General features: G+C 37.8%; 14 protein-coding genes. 4 read left to right on the top strand and 10 right to left on the bottom strand.

From position 1 onward, the window contains the following. Window position 1 precedes the first annotated feature (1 nt). On the top strand, window positions 2-532 hold the full coding sequence (msrA, locus tag ACTNEP_RS12780; RefSeq protein WP_441162406.1) for a peptide-methionine (S)-S-oxide reductase MsrA: 531 nt from the start codon (window positions 2-4) through the stop codon (window positions 530-532). A gap of 22 nt (window positions 533-554) precedes the next feature. Here msrA and ACTNEP_RS12775 read toward each other — a convergent pair whose 3' ends face one another. The 8 genes from ACTNEP_RS12775 to ACTNEP_RS12740 form a co-directional block, all read right to left on the bottom strand. After that, window positions 555-875: a hypothetical protein gene (locus tag ACTNEP_RS12775; RefSeq protein WP_441162405.1), complete on the bottom strand. Its 321-nt coding sequence runs from the start codon at window positions 873-875 to the stop codon at window positions 555-557. A 184-nt stretch (window positions 876-1,059) separates the two neighbouring features. Continuing rightward, a complete protein-coding gene (hisIE, locus tag ACTNEP_RS12770; RefSeq protein WP_441162404.1) occupies window positions 1,060-1,707 on the bottom strand; it encodes a bifunctional phosphoribosyl-AMP cyclohydrolase/phosphoribosyl-ATP diphosphatase HisIE in 648 nt (215 codons plus the stop codon). Then, window positions 1,697-2,455 (bottom strand): imidazole glycerol phosphate synthase subunit HisF, encoded by a 759-nt coding sequence (gene hisF / locus ACTNEP_RS12765; protein WP_441162403.1) that lies wholly within the window; start codon window positions 2,453-2,455, stop codon window positions 1,697-1,699. The genes hisIE and hisF overlap by 11 nt, the downstream gene beginning before the upstream one ends. Further along, window positions 2,452-3,069 (bottom strand): imidazole glycerol phosphate synthase subunit HisH, encoded by a 618-nt coding sequence (gene hisH / locus ACTNEP_RS12760; protein ID WP_441162402.1) that lies wholly within the window; start codon window positions 3,067-3,069, stop codon window positions 2,452-2,454. The genes hisF and hisH overlap by 4 nt, the downstream gene beginning before the upstream one ends. Beyond that, window positions 3,066-3,653, bottom strand: a complete 588-nt coding sequence (gene hisB, locus ACTNEP_RS12755; RefSeq protein ID WP_441162401.1) for an imidazoleglycerol-phosphate dehydratase HisB — start codon at window positions 3,651-3,653, stop codon at window positions 3,066-3,068. The genes hisH and hisB overlap by 4 nt, the downstream gene beginning before the upstream one ends. Beyond that, window positions 3,653-4,936 carry a histidinol dehydrogenase gene (gene hisD / locus ACTNEP_RS12750; RefSeq protein WP_441162400.1) on the bottom strand — a complete coding sequence of 428 codons (1,284 nt, stop codon included), beginning with the start codon at window positions 4,934-4,936 and terminating at the stop codon, window positions 3,653-3,655. The genes hisB and hisD overlap by 1 nt, the downstream gene beginning before the upstream one ends. Continuing rightward, window positions 4,933-5,553 (bottom strand): ATP phosphoribosyltransferase, encoded by a 621-nt coding sequence (gene hisG, locus ACTNEP_RS12745; protein WP_441162399.1) that lies wholly within the window; start codon window positions 5,551-5,553, stop codon window positions 4,933-4,935. The genes hisD and hisG overlap by 4 nt, the downstream gene beginning before the upstream one ends. Then, window positions 5,550-6,674: an ATP phosphoribosyltransferase regulatory subunit gene (locus ACTNEP_RS12740; protein WP_441162398.1), complete on the bottom strand. Its 1,125-nt coding sequence runs from the start codon at window positions 6,672-6,674 to the stop codon at window positions 5,550-5,552. The genes hisG and ACTNEP_RS12740 overlap by 4 nt, the downstream gene beginning before the upstream one ends. A gap of 176 nt (window positions 6,675-6,850) precedes the next feature. Between ACTNEP_RS12740 and hisJ the strand changes: the two genes are divergently transcribed. Both hisJ and ACTNEP_RS12730 read left to right on the top strand, forming a co-directional pair. Beyond that, window positions 6,851-7,654, top strand: coding sequence for a histidinol-phosphatase HisJ (hisJ, locus tag ACTNEP_RS12735; RefSeq protein WP_441162397.1), 804 nt, complete (start codon window positions 6,851-6,853; stop codon window positions 7,652-7,654). A 454-nt stretch (window positions 7,655-8,108) separates the two neighbouring features. Next, window positions 8,109-9,623 (top strand): NarK family nitrate/nitrite MFS transporter, encoded by a 1,515-nt coding sequence (locus ACTNEP_RS12730; protein WP_441162396.1) that lies wholly within the window; start codon window positions 8,109-8,111, stop codon window positions 9,621-9,623. A gap of 90 nt (window positions 9,624-9,713) precedes the next feature. On the opposite strand, the gene ACTNEP_RS12725 is transcribed toward ACTNEP_RS12730, so the two are convergent. Both ACTNEP_RS12725 and ACTNEP_RS12720 read right to left on the bottom strand, forming a co-directional pair. Further along, window positions 9,714-13,319, bottom strand: coding sequence for a dynamin family protein (locus tag ACTNEP_RS12725; RefSeq protein ID WP_441162395.1), 3,606 nt, complete (start codon window positions 13,317-13,319; stop codon window positions 9,714-9,716). 774 nt (window positions 13,320-14,093) lie between these two features. Next, a complete protein-coding gene (locus tag ACTNEP_RS12720; RefSeq protein ID WP_441162394.1) occupies window positions 14,094-15,005 on the bottom strand; it encodes an SDR family oxidoreductase in 912 nt (303 codons plus the stop codon). A gap of 107 nt (window positions 15,006-15,112) precedes the next feature. Between ACTNEP_RS12720 and ACTNEP_RS12715 the strand changes: the two genes are divergently transcribed. After that, window positions 15,113-16,072, top strand: coding sequence for a helix-turn-helix transcriptional regulator (locus tag ACTNEP_RS12715; protein WP_441162393.1), 960 nt, complete (start codon window positions 15,113-15,115; stop codon window positions 16,070-16,072). The last annotated feature ends 26 nt before the right edge of the window (window positions 16,073-16,098 follow it).

Below are 16,098 nucleotides of genomic sequence, written 5' to 3'. Positions count from 1 at the left end.
AATGAAAAATTTAGAAAAAGCTACATTTGCTGGTGGTTGTTTCTGGTGTATGGTTAAACCTTTTGATCAATGGGATGGTGTTGAAAGCGTCATTTCAGGATACACTGGTGGAAATACAGAAAACCCAACCTATGAAAAAGTGAAAACGGGTATGACAGGTCACTATGAAGCTGTACAAATCACCTATGAACCTGAGAAAATATCGTATCAACAAATTCTCGATTTATTTTGGCCGCAAATTGATCCTACCGATGATGGTGGTCAGTTTCATGATAGAGGTCCACAATACCGGACAGCGATTTTCTATCATAATGATGAGCAAAAAAAATTAGCGATTCATTCTTTAGAGAAGCTAAAAAATTCAAATCGATTCCAAAAAGAGATCGTTACGAACATATTACCTGCTAGTACGTTTTATCCGGCCGAGGAATATCATCAAGACTTTTATAAGAAAAACAAAGAAGAATACTTGGAAGACCGTGAAAAATCAGGTAGAGATCAATTTATTGAAAAGCATTGGGAGCAAAACTAATCTTTTAAAAAGAAGAACAGCCTTATGTATCCTCGTAAGGCTGTTCTTTAATTATGCCATTGGTTATTTTAGATAGTGTCTTCCTAAGTAACAGCATAATGATATACATCGAAACTGCCACTATAATGAAAAACACTAAGTACTTTAATATATTTACAGGAATAAAGCTCACTAACCAGTTGCCTCCATAATAGATAACTACTAGCGCTATTCCAATATATAGTATATAGGTAAGTACTACTCCGATAATTTGGAGAATGGATAGCTTTTTAATTAAACTTTTGTTATCCAGTATGTGATATAAGAGAATGATCATTGCAGTGACAGCGATAATAGAATCCATAACTGTCCCCTTCCTTCAATCATGTAACCGTCGATTAACAAATAAATAATCGATTTGTATTAGCTATAATCAGTAAATAAGTAAAACGAGCAAAAAATCAGTACTAGCTAGAAAGAAAATTCATTATAGCTAATGGAATAGTCCTGCCTTATATTATGATAGATATATATTGCAAATTAATTCACTACCATTTCGCAATTTCCACACGGTCACCTTTACTGTTCCCTTTCTTAGCAAAGCGATTGGATAATTCTTGTTTGACATCTTCTAATGTTACACCTTGATTCGCCATCATAACAAGAGTGTGATATAACAGGTCACTCACCTCATTAGTCAGTTCTTCCTTATCATCGTTTTTGGCTGCGATTACCACTTCACCTGCTTCTTCAATGACCTTCTTACCAATCTTATCAACACCTTTATCATATAAATAATTGGTATAGGAATTCTCAACACGTTCCGTTTTACGCTGCTTCACTTCTTTCATAACATTTTCAATAATGGAAGTATCAAAGTTCGTTTCCTTTTCAGCTACGCGATTGAAAAAGCACGATGTCTCACCAGTATGACAAGCTGGTCCTGCTGGGATAACTTGAATCAACAATGTATCCTGATCACAATCTAAATCAATCGTCTGGACCTCTTGGGTATTTCCAGATGTCGCTCCTTTATTCCATAATTCTTCACGAGATCTGGAATAAAACCAGGTCTGTTTCGTTTCTAACGTTTTTTCGTACGCTTCTTCATTCATATAAGCAAGCATTAACACATCTTTTGTATAATAATCTGTTACGATTGCAGGTATAAGTCCTTTTGAAAAATCAGGCTTCACGAATATTCACTCCTTGCTGCATGCATACATCCTTTACTTGTTTGACTGTAAAGGAGTTTTCATGGAAGATTGATGCTGCTAAACCTGCAGATACATCGGTTTTATTAAAAACTTCTGGGAAATGCTCTGGCTTCCCGACACCTCCTGAGGCAATAACAGGAATACGCAAAGCGGAAACAACCGCAGCTGTTAATGGAAGATCAAAACCGTCTTTGACACCATCTGTATCAACACTTGTCAGCAAAATTTCACCTGCACCTCTTTTTTCAGCTTCTTTTGCCCATTCAATCGCATCCATACCGGTGTCTTTCGTTCCCCCATGTGTCATCACATGCCACTTGTCTCCAACTCGTTTTGCGTCAATTGCTACAACCGTGCATTGTGCACCAAATCTGTTAGAGGATTCTGTAATGAGTTGCGGATTATAAACCGCAGCAGAGTTCATCCCTACTTTGTCAGCGCCAGCCTTTAACAAACGGTTTACATCTTCAATTGTTCGAACCCCACCACCAACAGTAAACGGGACGTAAACTTGTTCAGCAGTACGTCTTACTATTTCCACCATTGTTTGTCGTCCCTCGTTTGTCGCTGAGATATCCAAAAAAATGATTTCGTCTGCACCATCTTTCGAGTAATTAGATGCCATCTCTACCGGATCACCTAGTTCTCTTAAACCAACAAAGTTCGTCCCTTTTACAACTTTTCCTTCTTTGACATCTAAGCATGGAATTATCCGTTTGGCAATCACACTAATTGCCCCCTATCGCTTTTGGTTTCTGCCATAAATACCTTTAACAACTCTACTCCGACTTCCCCACTTTTTTCCGGATGAAATTGCATACCATAGACATGACCATTTTGTACAATTCCGGGAACTTTTGTACCATAATCTGCTGTTGCGACAAGATATTGTTGATCGGTTCTTGCTTGAAAAGAATGCACAAAATAGACATGCTTATCTTGGAAAGTTGCAAAGGCTTGATTGTTATTTTCTATTTGTAATTGGTTCCAACCAATATGTGGCAGTATATATTCTGTTTCTATTCGATTAACCTCACCAGGAATCAGTCCAAGACCATTTGAAATACCATTTTCATAGCTTTTATCAAACAGTAATTGCATACCCAGGCATATACCTAAGAACGGTTTTTCTACAGCTAGCTTCTGCAATGGTTCAGCCAATTTCCGCTGGCTAATCTCCGAAGCTGCAGCTTGAAAAGATCCTACACCTGGTAAAACAATATGACTGGCAGCCTCTAATCGTTCAACAGAGTCAGTAATCTCTACCTCATATCCTAAGCGCTGAAAAGCTGTTTTCACACTTGCTACATTTCCCATACCATAATCTACAATTGCAATCATTCGATTAACCCCTTTGTAGAATTAACCCCTTTAATTTCCGGATTAATTCGGATTGCTTCTCCCAATGCGCGACCAAGTGCTTTGAAAATCGCCTCAATCTTATGGTGCGTATTGTGTCCGTACACAATTTTTGCGTGTAACGTAATGGCAGATTGGAAAGCAAAAGCCTGTAAAAATTCTTGGACTAATTCCGTGTCGAAGTTTCCAAGCTTGTCATTCGTAAATTCCCCATCAAATACAAGAAAAGGTCGTCCACTAATATCCAAGGCAACAAACCCTAACGATTCATCCATTGGTACATAGGCACTTCCGAAGCGATTGATTGATTTTTTGTCACCAAGTGCTTCTTTGATTAGTTGCCCCAACACTATACCGACATCCTCGACGGTGTGATGACTGTCGATGTGCAAGTCCCCTGAAGCTTTCACAACTAGACCGATTCTACCATGACGAGCAAATGCTTCAAGCATATGATCAAAAAAACCGACACCCGTTTCAATCCGAATTTCATTCGGATCATCTAAATTCACGGTAACTTCAATTTGCGTTTCTAGTGTTTCTCTTTTCTTAGTAGCTGTTCTCATTATTTCTCCTCCAAACGTTTGCTTACCGCAAGTCCATGGCCTGTTAATTGTTCTTGATTAGCAATTTTTATAACATCTTCACCAGCTTCTCGCAACGCATCTTCTGAATAATAGAGATACGTGGTTTTCTTAACAAAATCATCTACCGATAAACCGGAAGAAAATTTGGCTGTACCCGAGGTTGGTAAAACGTGATTAGGTCCTGCATAGTAATCACCTAAAGCTTCTGGTGTGTAGGAACCTAAAAAAACGGAGCCAGCATGTCTTACTTTGCCTAAATAGCTGAATGGATCATTTACTTGGATTTCCAGGTGTTCCGGTGCAATCCTATTTACTAGATCAAATGCTTCAGATAACGTACCTACAACTACACTCCCACCTTTTTCCTGAAGAGAAGCAGTCGCTATCTCCTTACGTGGTAGTACCTTACATTGTTTGACCAGTTCATGATCAACTGCTTTCACCAATGCTGGAGATGTCGTTATGAGGAAAGCACGGGCATTGGTATCGTGTTCAGCCTGCGCGATCAGGTCAGCTGCAATCATGACAGGATTTGCCGATTCATCAGCGATAATTGCTACCTCACTTGGACCTGCAATCATATCAATGCCAACATCACCATAAACTAATTTTTTCGCAGCAGCAACATATGCATTGCCAGGACCAACAATCTTATCAACCTTTGGAATAGATTCCGTACCATATGCTAGGGCTGCAATTGCTTGTACGCCGCCGACACGATAGATATTGGTTACACCTGCAATATCAGCTGCAACAGCTAAAATTGGCGCAAGCTCTTCGCCGTCTTTAACAGGTGTTGTCATATTTACTTCAGAAACACCAGCAAGAACAGCTGGAATAGCATTCATTAAAACCGATGATGGATAAACGGCTGTTCCCCCTGGTACGTAAACACCTACACGGTCGATTGGACGATACAGTTGACCAGAGATAATGTCTCCATCAACCTGCATCATTCGGGCATTAGTATGTTGCTTGCGATGAAACTCACGAATATTAGTAGCAGCACGTTGTAGCGCATTTATGACGTCTTCCTCCACTTTATCCCATGCTGCTTTTCGTTCTTCAGCTGTGACTAAAAATGTATCCGGGGCTTTACCGTCAAATTTCTCAATGTATGACCGTACAGCTTCATCACCACCATTTTGTACATCTGTGATAATGCGGCTTGCTGCTTGTAAGTATTTTTGTTGCTCTTGACTATTTGTTTTTTCTGGTGCTGCTTTTGTTAAAAATTCCTCAGGCGATAATAAAGGAATCATTCCTTTCTCGCTCCTTCCCTAAATCGTTCTATTACAGGTACTAATTGATTTCGTTTAATTTTCAATGACGATCGATTAGCAATTAACCTGGCACTAAACGACAAGAATTCGTCTTGTATCACTAGACCATTCTCTTTTAGTGTCGTTCCTGTTTCCACAATATCTACAATTCCATCAGCGAGTCCTAATATTGGTGCAAGCTCGACAGATCCTTCTAGCTTGATGATATCAACCGATTCACCTTTTTCTTTAAAATACGTTTTTGTAATATTGGTAAATGTACTGGCAATACGTTTTTTTTGATCTGGCCACTGGTAATCGCTTTTGGTTGCCAATGCCATTCGGCAATAACCAAATGGTAAAGGGAATAAATTAAATACATCAGGCTGATGCTCGATTAAAATATCTCCACCGACAACCCCGATATCTGCTATACCGTTCTCTACATATGTGGTTACATCTACCCCTTTGGCAAAAAAGAAGGAAAATTCCTTTGTCTCAATTTGAAGCTTCCTGCCTTTTTCTAATAGTGGAGCAACTTCATATCCTAAACCTTCGAAAAATTTCAAAAATTGCTTTTCCAGTCGTCCTTTTGTTAACGCAATTACAGGCTTCATTTTTCAACCACCTTATACTGACTGTTCTCCTCTACCACGTGATATATTTTATGATAGCTTGATTGATTCTTTAATTTATATTGGATATCAACTACTTGCTCATCCATTTCCATACGGAACTTTTCAGCAATTGCGTGTGTTTCCGGAGAAGCTATGATACAAATTTTTTCCGGTTCTCGTTCCGGTTCCATGTGTTTCGCTAACTCATCGACATCAAAAGCAAGTCCTACTGCTGATGTTGATTGATCAAATTGCTCGTAGAGACGGTCATACCTGCCACCAGAAAAGCAAGTCGATCCATCATTAGTGAGAAACCCTCTAAACATAATACCATCATAATAAGGCAGATTTTTCACACGGCCAAGATCTACGATAACCTCTGTGACACCGGAAGCTTCAAGTAAATCAATCAACCTGTCAATATGGCTTAAAATCTCTGTCAATTCTTCACGATTGGCCCAACGTTTTCGATATTGTCCAATAATATCTCGGGATCCGTATGCATCAATTAATGCAAGTAATGGGTCAGCTAACTCCGGATTTCCAGCTTTCACAACGATCTCTTTGACAAGATCTGATCGTTTGTCATGCATTGCTTTCAATAATTCCTCTTCCTCACGTTTACTGAATTTAAATGGTGAAATCAATGCATCAAAAATTCCCGTATGCCCTAACTCGATAACATAAGCATTGATATTTAAATTTTTTAGGTATGCTACTGCTGTTAGCAGGCTCTCTGCCTCTCCAAAAAAACGATCAGCATGAACGATCTCAATACCGGCCTGTCTGCTCTCTGTATCTTCTTTATCAAAGCGAAACACACTGCCTTGATAGGACCACTTTTGTTTGGAGGGATGTTGTCCTGCTATCGCTCGTGCAATAGCTGCAGTCCAATCGGGTCTTAACACTTCAATCTCACCATCACCATTAAACCATTTCAGCATAGAATGTAAGTCCATTCCTGCTACTTCATTGGTAAAGGTCTCGGCATACTCTACTACCGGGGTAGAGATTTGCTGAAAATTACGTTTCTGAGTAACTCTTCTAAAAATTTCAGATGCTCGTAGCCTGTTAGATATTTGACTACCTGTTTCGTCTTGGCTTCCTGCCGGTAAAAACATAAGATCTTCACATCCTAATTATCACTTTATTGATTTACCACTCTACCGTGGTAAAGTGGTTGCTTCTGTCTACAACATTAGCATATTTTTTTCTATTCTGTCAATCATCACTTTTCATTTTTGTAAATTCTGTATACAATAATAAGCATACTTATTTACACAAGGAGATGTCTACTATGTACTTGAAGGGAGATTATCATGTACATACCCAATATTGTCCGCATGGCTCAAATGATAAAGTCGAAAGATATATAGAACAAGCCATTAAAAAGGGTATGAAAGAGTTAAGCTTTACTGAACACGCACCATTGCCGAAAGATTTCAGTGACCCAACGCCAGACCAAGACAGTGCGATGTCATGGGACAATCTTGATGCATATATTGAGACTATTGAGCATGCCAAACAAAAATATAAGGCAGATATTAAAATTAATGTAGGCTTTGAAATCGATTATATTGAAGCATATGAAGATGCAACTACTGCATTTCTTGATCAATATGGTCACTACATCGATGATGCCATTCTATCAGTTCACATGCTGAGAAGTCCTGATCAAAACTATGTATGTATTGATTTCAGCAGTGAAGAATTTGCACGGATCATTCAATTATTTGGCAGTGTAGAAGCGGTTTACGATAAATATTATCAAACACTCGAAAAAGCAATTATTGCTGATCTAGGTACTTATAAGCCAAACCGAATCGGTCATTTAACGTTAATTCATAAATATCAGCGCAAATATGCTGTCGATCAGAGCTATCATGTTACCTTAGACAGGATGCTCCATCTAATTCAAGAACATCAATTAGAATTAGATATCAACACAGCAGGTCTTTTTAAAGAAGAATGTCAGGAATTATATCCTCCATTGCCAATCATCGAAAAAGCAATACAAAAAGGCATTCCATGCAAACCAGGTTCCGATAGTCATAATTATCATACCATTGCACGTGGATTTGAACAATTAAAGATCAAGTAGACTATGAACAGTGGGGTTATACAGACGTTTAGGACCGAGTGACGGATATTCTCTCGGTTCTTTTTTACTACTATTTGGAAGTGCTTTGTCTTTTTCCAATCTCTTTATTATTCCTTCGTATCGTTTTGTTTTTATTACTAAAATCTCCTCAGCTTTTTTATTTCAATTGGTTGAAATGATCGCTTTCTTACTTATAGTATTCACTGATGATAAACCTCATTGATTTATTTGAATTATCTCTTATTTCTTCAGTTTCTAATCAATCTTACCAAAATAATCACCTCTAAACACTTCACTAAAAGGGCATTCTTTGTAAGGATATCTCCAAAACAATCTCATGTTTAACAGCGGATAATGCGAAATAATCTGTAAAATCATCTTACAACATACCAGACCACCATTCCAAAACATGTAAAAATGATACTAAATTTAATTCTTGTTGGGGAGTGGCTGAATGAAATTCACAGATTTATTTTCTTTTAAGGATGAACGTGTGAAAGTATTACATTTTACTTGGTTTGCTTTTTTTGTTTCCTTCTTCGCGTGGTTCAATATGGCACCATTAGCAACGACCATGATGGCAGATATGGACTGGTTAACTGCGGACCATATTGCCGCCTTAGGGATCTGTAATGTCGTACTTACTATACCTGCCCGAATTATTATTGGGCAACTACTTGATAAATTTGGGCCAAGAGTTGTTTATGCAGGTCTGTTGATTACGATGTCAGTACCTACACTTGTATTTGCATTTGGAGACTCGTGGGCACAACTGATGATAGCAAGGTTAATTCTAGGAAGTATTGGCGCAAGTTTTGTAATTGGTATAAGAATGGTCGCTGAATGGTTCCCCCCTAAAAATGTCGGTTTTGCTGAAGGAATCTACGGTGGCTGGGGAAATTTTGGCTCTGCAGTTGGGGCAATGGTACTACCGTGGCTTGCATTAACCTTATTAGGAGGAGATGATGGCTACCGTTATGCCTTAGCCTTTACAGGTATTATTTGTTTCGTCTACGGTATTATTTACTATATTTGTGTCCGAGACACACCCGAAGGTAAAACACTGATTAAACCAAAGAAGGCTGCTGCCCTTGAAGTTAGTAGCTGGGGAGATATGATCCAACTTATTCTTTGGACCATTCCTCTAGGTGGTGCAGTTGCTGTTAGTGCATGGAGACTGGAAGGATTAGGGTTTATCTCCAATCAATTATTATATATTGTATATGCTACAATTGGCATTGTCTTAATTTATCAAATCTATGCCATTTTGAAAGTAAACGTCCCGATCCTAAAAAAAGGAGTACCTGAACAAGATAAATACAAGTTCAAGAATGTTGTAGCATTAAATAGTACTTATTTTGCCAATTTTGGAGCGGAACTTGCAATTGTTTCGATGTTGCCGATGTTTTTTCAGTTAACATTTTCTTTGTCACCAGGGCAGGCTGGATTAATTGCCTCCTCTTTTGCTTTCGTAAATTTATTGGCTAGACCGCTTGGGGGTGTTCTGTCAGATAGAATGGGAAGCAGAAGAAAGGTTATGCTTGTATATATGATTGGTATTTCGATCGGTCTTGTATCAATGGGTTTCATCAATTCGAGCTGGCCAATTATTGTTGCTATAGCCATTACCATTCTTACTTCTATGTTTATCCAAGGAGCAGAAGGAGCCACCTTTGCGGTTATCCCAATGGTAAAGAAGCGGGTTACAGGACAAATTGCGGGTATGTCTGGTGCTTATGGAAATGTTGGTTCAACTATTTACTTAACCTTATATACCTTTGTAAATCCACAGCAATTTTTCTTTATCTTAGCTGGTGGTGCTTTCTTAAGCTTTGTTATTTGTTATTTCATGTTAGAGGAGCCTAAAAACTCCTTTGGAGAAGAATATTATTTAACAGATGATGAATTGCATGAACAATATGAACAAAAAAAGGATACCGATAATATACCGTTACAAAAACAGGCATGATCAGAGCAACATAGGACTAGCGAATAACTTCATTAGTAGTTATAAATGGCAAGAGGATGTCCAAGTATTTTGGACATCCTCTTTTTCTTCTTACACTAAACGCTTTGATGTTAACACTTGCTCTAAATAATTGTTAATCTGATTCAACTGCTCTTTATTTTTCTCCTGGTCTGCGATACCTTCCATCACCTGGCGATAGTAAGTGTTTATTTCGTCTTGATACTTATCCCAAATCACTTGGTCACGTTGCTTCCATTGCTGTTGGTAAAACGTGACTAAATCTTTTTCCATTAATTCAACCGCTTGCTTCCAGTTATCTGTAAAGTATTCGATGGTAACTTCTTCTAATTCTTTTCTTCCATTTCCAGCAAAAAAGGATTTAGAATCTTTGTAGAAGTTACTCCACTTTGTTAGCAAACCTTTATTTTCTTTTATCAGTGTGACAGGTGAGTCTGGTTGAGATAAGGAAATCTCTTCTAATGCTGATAAAGAAAATTGCGGATCAATTTGTTTCATTTTCTCTTGTATATGTTGGTGCATTTGTTGTAACGATTGATTAAAACTTTGCTCCAAACGAATTAGGATAGCTTGATATTCATGCTTTAACCATGTATTCATTGCTTCCCAAAGTGCAAGAAGGGCTGTTTCCAGTTCTTTTTTTCCTTTTCGTCCATTAGACTGAATAGCCCCAGGATGTATATAATCCTTGAATTGATCTGTATACTGAATAGAAAAACGTTGCTTGGCAAAAAACGTTTGTTTGGTGAGTTTCTGAATAACTTGATCAAGATATGAATGATGATCTCGCTCACTGATTAAACGATTTAATTCCGCTTGATTATTTTTATTTTGTGCAATTAATCTTGTTCTTTCTGCTTGATCTCCGTTTATCATCGATAACCAATTAGTGACTAATGCGTTAGCTCTCTTAAGATCTGTATAGATCGAACGCATACTCATCTGGGTTAATTCTTCCTTTACAAAGCGATAAAAGGATTTTTCAAACTGCGGAAATCCATTACTTTCCCTTTTCTCCTTCAACGCATCTTTACTTGAAACAGAAAACATTCTCGGGTCCTTTATATCAAATTGCTGTAATTGATTACGGACATAATCAATCACTAATGTTGCTTCTTGTTCGTCTTCTGCCAAATCAATTGCATTAATAATGAAAAACATTTTGTCTAATTCGAATGCAGACTTTACCTTGCCTAAACGTTCTAAAAATTGCTGGTCAGGCTTTGAAAATGGGTGATTATAGTAGGTTACAAAAAGGATAGCGTCAGCATCCTTAATATAAGAAAATGCTAAATCAGTATGCCGGGCATTGACAGAATCCGCTCCTGGTGTATCTACTAACGTAATTTGCTTTTTCGTTAGTGGACAGTCATAGAAAAGCTCCATCTCCTTCACAAAACAGGCAATCTCTTCATCACGTATATAGCGATGGAATTCATCAAAAGGAATAACATAATCTGTTCCAATTCGATGCTCCATTTCATTAAAGCCATTGTAAAAAGCGGTTAAAAACGATTTATGCTGGTCTGCGATATCTAATTTGTCAAGCTTTGTTTTCTTGATCCATTTATGTGCATCAGACAAATTGTTGAAATCTCCTCCAACAATTTGGCGTATATCCACTAATAGTTCATGCTCCTTTTTCATCACAACGTACACATCTTTGTGTTGATACGTATCGTTTACAGGACTAATTTTATTAATGGCCGCTGTTGTTGGATTGGGTGAAACAGGCAATATCTTTTCTCCGATTAATGCATTAGCAAAAGAAGATTTCCCCGCGCTAAATGCTCCAAATAATGCGATCGTAAACGTTCGGTCACTTAACCGTTCTTTTTTCTGAAGGACCTCTTGACGGATGGAATCCAAGCTGTTGATTCCTTCCATTAGTTGGTCTGCTTTTTCTACATCAGTCACTGTTTCTTCAAAAGAAAACAGAGGTGTATCACTATCTGGATCTTGTTTCACAGACGTCTCTTGCTCTATTTTGCCTGCTGGCAATTTTGAGGGCAACTCCTGCAACTCCAACACATTATCTACAATTCGAGCATCCAGTTCCTTCTCAATTGCTAATAATACTTCGTCCCCAAAAGTGTATTCTCGTTTAAAAATCGATTCTGCTTGTTCTTTGTACGCGGTAAATGCTTGCTTCCGTTCTACCATTTCTTGTTGAATACTTTGATACCTCTTAATGTTTTCTAATTCTTTTTGCATCCAACTTAATTGATCTTCGATTGGCGTTAAAATGTTATCTTTTAATTCAGACCATTTACTCTTATAATACTGACGATATATTTTCTTAATCGTTGCGGAGACTTGATCTGTATAGACAAGAATATAGTCATTATTAACGGTCGCACCATCATTTATTAATTTTAGCAAATCATTTGGTTGGATTTGTTGTTCAAAAACAGATTCTGTAAAGTGGACGGATAGAAAAGGCTTTAAAAAGGCTGACATTTTATCTCTTAATTTCCACTCTAAACTTATTTCTGCTTTTTCCTTGATTGCCTGGTAGAAAGATTGTAATCGTTGCTCACGTTCTTCTTCTATTTTTCTGCGGTTACGAAAAAATCCGACTTTGAATTTAGGATCATACGCTTCTAACAAATGTCCTGCTTTTTCCCGAATTTCGTAGGGAATAAGCTGGGCATTTTTCGTTGTCTGTTCTACTTCTTGCAGATATTCCTTTTCGAGATTATTGCGCTTCTGTTGTAATTGTTTATAGGTTTGTTGTACTTCTTCCAAGGGGTTTTCTGGCAGTTTTACTTGCTCCAAATCCATCTCTAACTGATGTAGGCTGTCATTCAATTGTTGTTGCTTTTCCTTGATGCTTTGGTATACGGTGTATTCCGTTCCATACCATAAGGTATCCTGTAGAATGTCTTGATGATTTGCTGTAATTAATCGAACAATGGTTGCTTGCAGCTCGGCAAACTGATTTATTTTATTGTCTTTTTCCCGCATAGAAGTAAAAAAAACTCTTACAGGATCGATCCCCCACTGGTCAAATACATTCTCTAAGCTTTGCTTAAAATGGGAAAAGGGAATCTCCGCTTCATCATGTTTATCCATCTGGTTAATAATGACATAATACGGCTTATTCATTTCGTCTATTTGTTTTAAAAATCGCGCATTAACCTCTGACTGTACATGGTTATAATCCATTACATAGAACAATACATCAACTTGATGGAGCGCAGATTCTGTCATTAATCGATCAGCATCATTTGCTGCATCAATACCAGGCGTATCCATAAATGTTACTCCATAAGGTAAGTCTTTGATGTCTTTAAAGATTTCTATCTTTTTTACTTCATTGCCATCTCGACATAATTGATGAAGATCTTTGACGGAAGGAAGAGCTTTCATTTTAATAGCAGGCTGACCGGTAAAATGAACGATGACGCCTTCTTCTCCTCTTTTTATCTCCACGATATTTGCGCTTGTAGGAATGGGACTTTGTGGTAATAAGGCTTCATTCATTAAATGATTAATTAACGTAGATTTTCCTGCTGAAAAATGTCCACTAAAACAAACGTTCATCATTTGATTTTGTAATTTGGCATAATAATCAAGTATTTGTCCTTGGAGAGCTGTTTGATCAGTTTGATTAAAAAAATGATATAAGTCCGCTAATTGTTGTTTATCTACCATTTGGCTACTTGTTGTCAACATTATCTAAACTCCTTGATTCATCAGTCTATTTTCCCATTATAACGATTTTTTACAATTATGGCTAATGGTTTTCTCACTTAAAGGGGTAGCGTCAGGAAAATGCGGATTTACAACGTTAAGGAAATTTTCAATATTAAAAAGCCTAATTTCTCAATTTAAAGTGAAGAAATTAGGCTTTCATTGCTCCATTAAAGCGCCCTTTAATTGAAGATCATTCTGCAAAGGATGTAAGCTAGTGATATTACAGTAACGCCTCAGATTGATGAATAAAACTATTCATTTAGCCACTCATTTTTGAGGAGTCCATATATAGTTCTATCTAGATATTCACCATTAAGGAATTCTTAATTTCTTATAACTCCTTCTTTTTTAAAACCCAATCGGTTTGGAATAGCTGCACTCCTAAAATTGTTTGTGGCTACGTTATTTCCACTTGTTCAATTTCAAATTATTGAAAGCATTCTCGATTAACAATTTACTTGCTCTAGTTGCAACCCTAAACCTTCAAAATTCCCACCTAACCAATACCCGATTTCTGTCTTTTTGTTGTCATTATCTACATACAAATAGCCGATTGAACCAGCCAATCTTCCTTTATACCAAATTCCATCCCAATATCGTCAGGACACACAGGATTTTATTAATAGATCTCTAAACCGATTTGCTTCAAACAACACTTTATTTGTGTATGCAGGAAAAGACAACCACTTAAAGATAAACTTAACCACCGACAACACTCTCAAATAGCCTAATATAGTAAATTAGGTTGTTGTTTTAACGATAACCGGTAGCATTTGCTTGCTTACCAGCATTCTCCACTTCCACGATATACCGCCAGCAATCTGGCTGAGAACCATCAAGATCAGTGAAACCATAAACTTGTGCAAGCTTTCCGCTTGACAAAGATTGACCGTTCCAACGTGAGACTTCGAGATCTCCAGCAAGGGCAGCAACGGCGCGCCCCACATAACGTGGCGTTTCTGAGATGACGAAATGAGGTTCCTTCTCAGTAGCGTCACGCCAGTTTTCTTCATTAACACCATAATGATCGAGCATGATTTCGGATCGCATCCATCCTGGGGTTAAAGAGACAGCTGTGCAATGATGCTGTTCTAATTCGTGAGCGAGCCCTTCTGCTATACGGGTGACTGAGCTTTTCGCTAGATCATAAAACATTGGTAGGCGATAGTTCTCATTATTATACTCTTTTGTACCATCGGTCATTTCTATGACAAGTCCTCCTTCGTTTTTGATGAGCAACGGTAATGCGTAGTGGCTCGTAATCAAATGAGTATCGATCGCTAAACGAAGCATTCGTAAGCCTTTCTCAAGCGAATGCTCCCATACTCTCGTATTCCAGTCAACGAGATATTCACCTCCCCAAATATCATTTACAAGTATATCTAACCTTCCATGTTCCTTCTCAATTCTTTCAATTAAGGACTGTACTTGTTCATGTATAAGATGGTCAACTTGAACAGCGATTCCGATTCCACCTAAGTTATTTACTAAATCTGCTGTTTCTTCAATCGTTTCAGGGCGCCCGTATTCAGAAATCTCGTTTCGTGTAGTACGGCCAGTGATATAGACAGTAGCTCCTGCAGCACCTAATTCCATAGCAATACCACGTCCTGCTCCTCTTGTTCCACCAGCTACCAAAGCTACTTGTCCCTTTAAAGACTTCATTTGCATCTGCCTCCCATTTTGTAATATCTATAGTATAATAATTAATGATGACACCTTTTGTCATATATTGAATATCTTTTTTTATTATTTTATTTAGGGGGGAAGATATGCGCGCGGACAGACTGCTTACCATTTTGTTGTTGTTACAAAATAAAGGAAAATTGACAACTAAAGCATTGGCCAACGAATTAGAAGTGACTGAACGTACCATCCATCGAGATATGGAAGCATTGAGTGCAGCAGGTATTCCTGTTGTAGCTGAACGGGGAAAATCAGGGGGATGGCGATTACTTGAACAATATCGGACAAATTTAACTGGTTTAAAAGCCAATGAAATTAAGTCTTTGTTTATTTCACCATCATTTCAGTTGCTTACTGATCTAGGTTTAACGAAAGATTGGCAAGAAGCGCGTCAAAAACTTCTAGCTTCGATTCCAAGCTCCTTACAGAAAAACGCCGATGATGTTTGGAGCCGAATCCATGTTGATTCGAATGCATGGAGACGGTCAACTGAAAAAATTGAGTCATTTAAAATTTTACAACAAGCGATTTGGGATGAAAGAAAACTACAAATAAAGTATGAACGGGCAGATGGGGAATGTGTTGAACGAATTGTTGACCCGTTAGGATTAGTCGCTAAAGGTAGCACATGGTATTTAATAGCGTCCTCCAACGGAGATTTTCGAAATTACAGAGCTTCAAGAGTGAAGTCGGCAACATTGACGAAGGAAACGTTCTTGCGACCAACAGACTTTAACTTGGTCCAATATTGGAGGGACTCAACGCAAATGTTTATTAAAAGTCTGCCAAGATATGAGGTAGATGTTGAAATATCTCCGTCTATCGTTCAGAGAATAAAGTTTACCGGACGCTTTGTACAAATAGTAAAAATTGATTCACCCATAAAAAATGGATGGATCCCTGCAAATCTGTGTTTTGATACTGAACAAGAGGCGAAAGAATATATTCTAGGCTTCGGGGATCAGATAAGAATCATTCATCCCAACACATTAAAGCAAAATATTTATGATATGGCAAAGGCTGTAGTGGATTTTTATAAGCAATAGAATTGTAGGTAAAATTGCGAGAGGTA

Origin of the sequence: Gracilibacillus sp. HCP3S3_G5_2, from assembly GCF_052063305.1 — a bacterium.
Classification (GTDB): domain Bacteria; phylum Bacillota; class Bacilli; order Bacillales; family Amphibacillaceae; genus Gracilibacillus.
The sequence above is the reverse complement of the archived record's forward strand: the minus strand, read 5'-3'. Positions and strand labels throughout refer to the sequence as shown.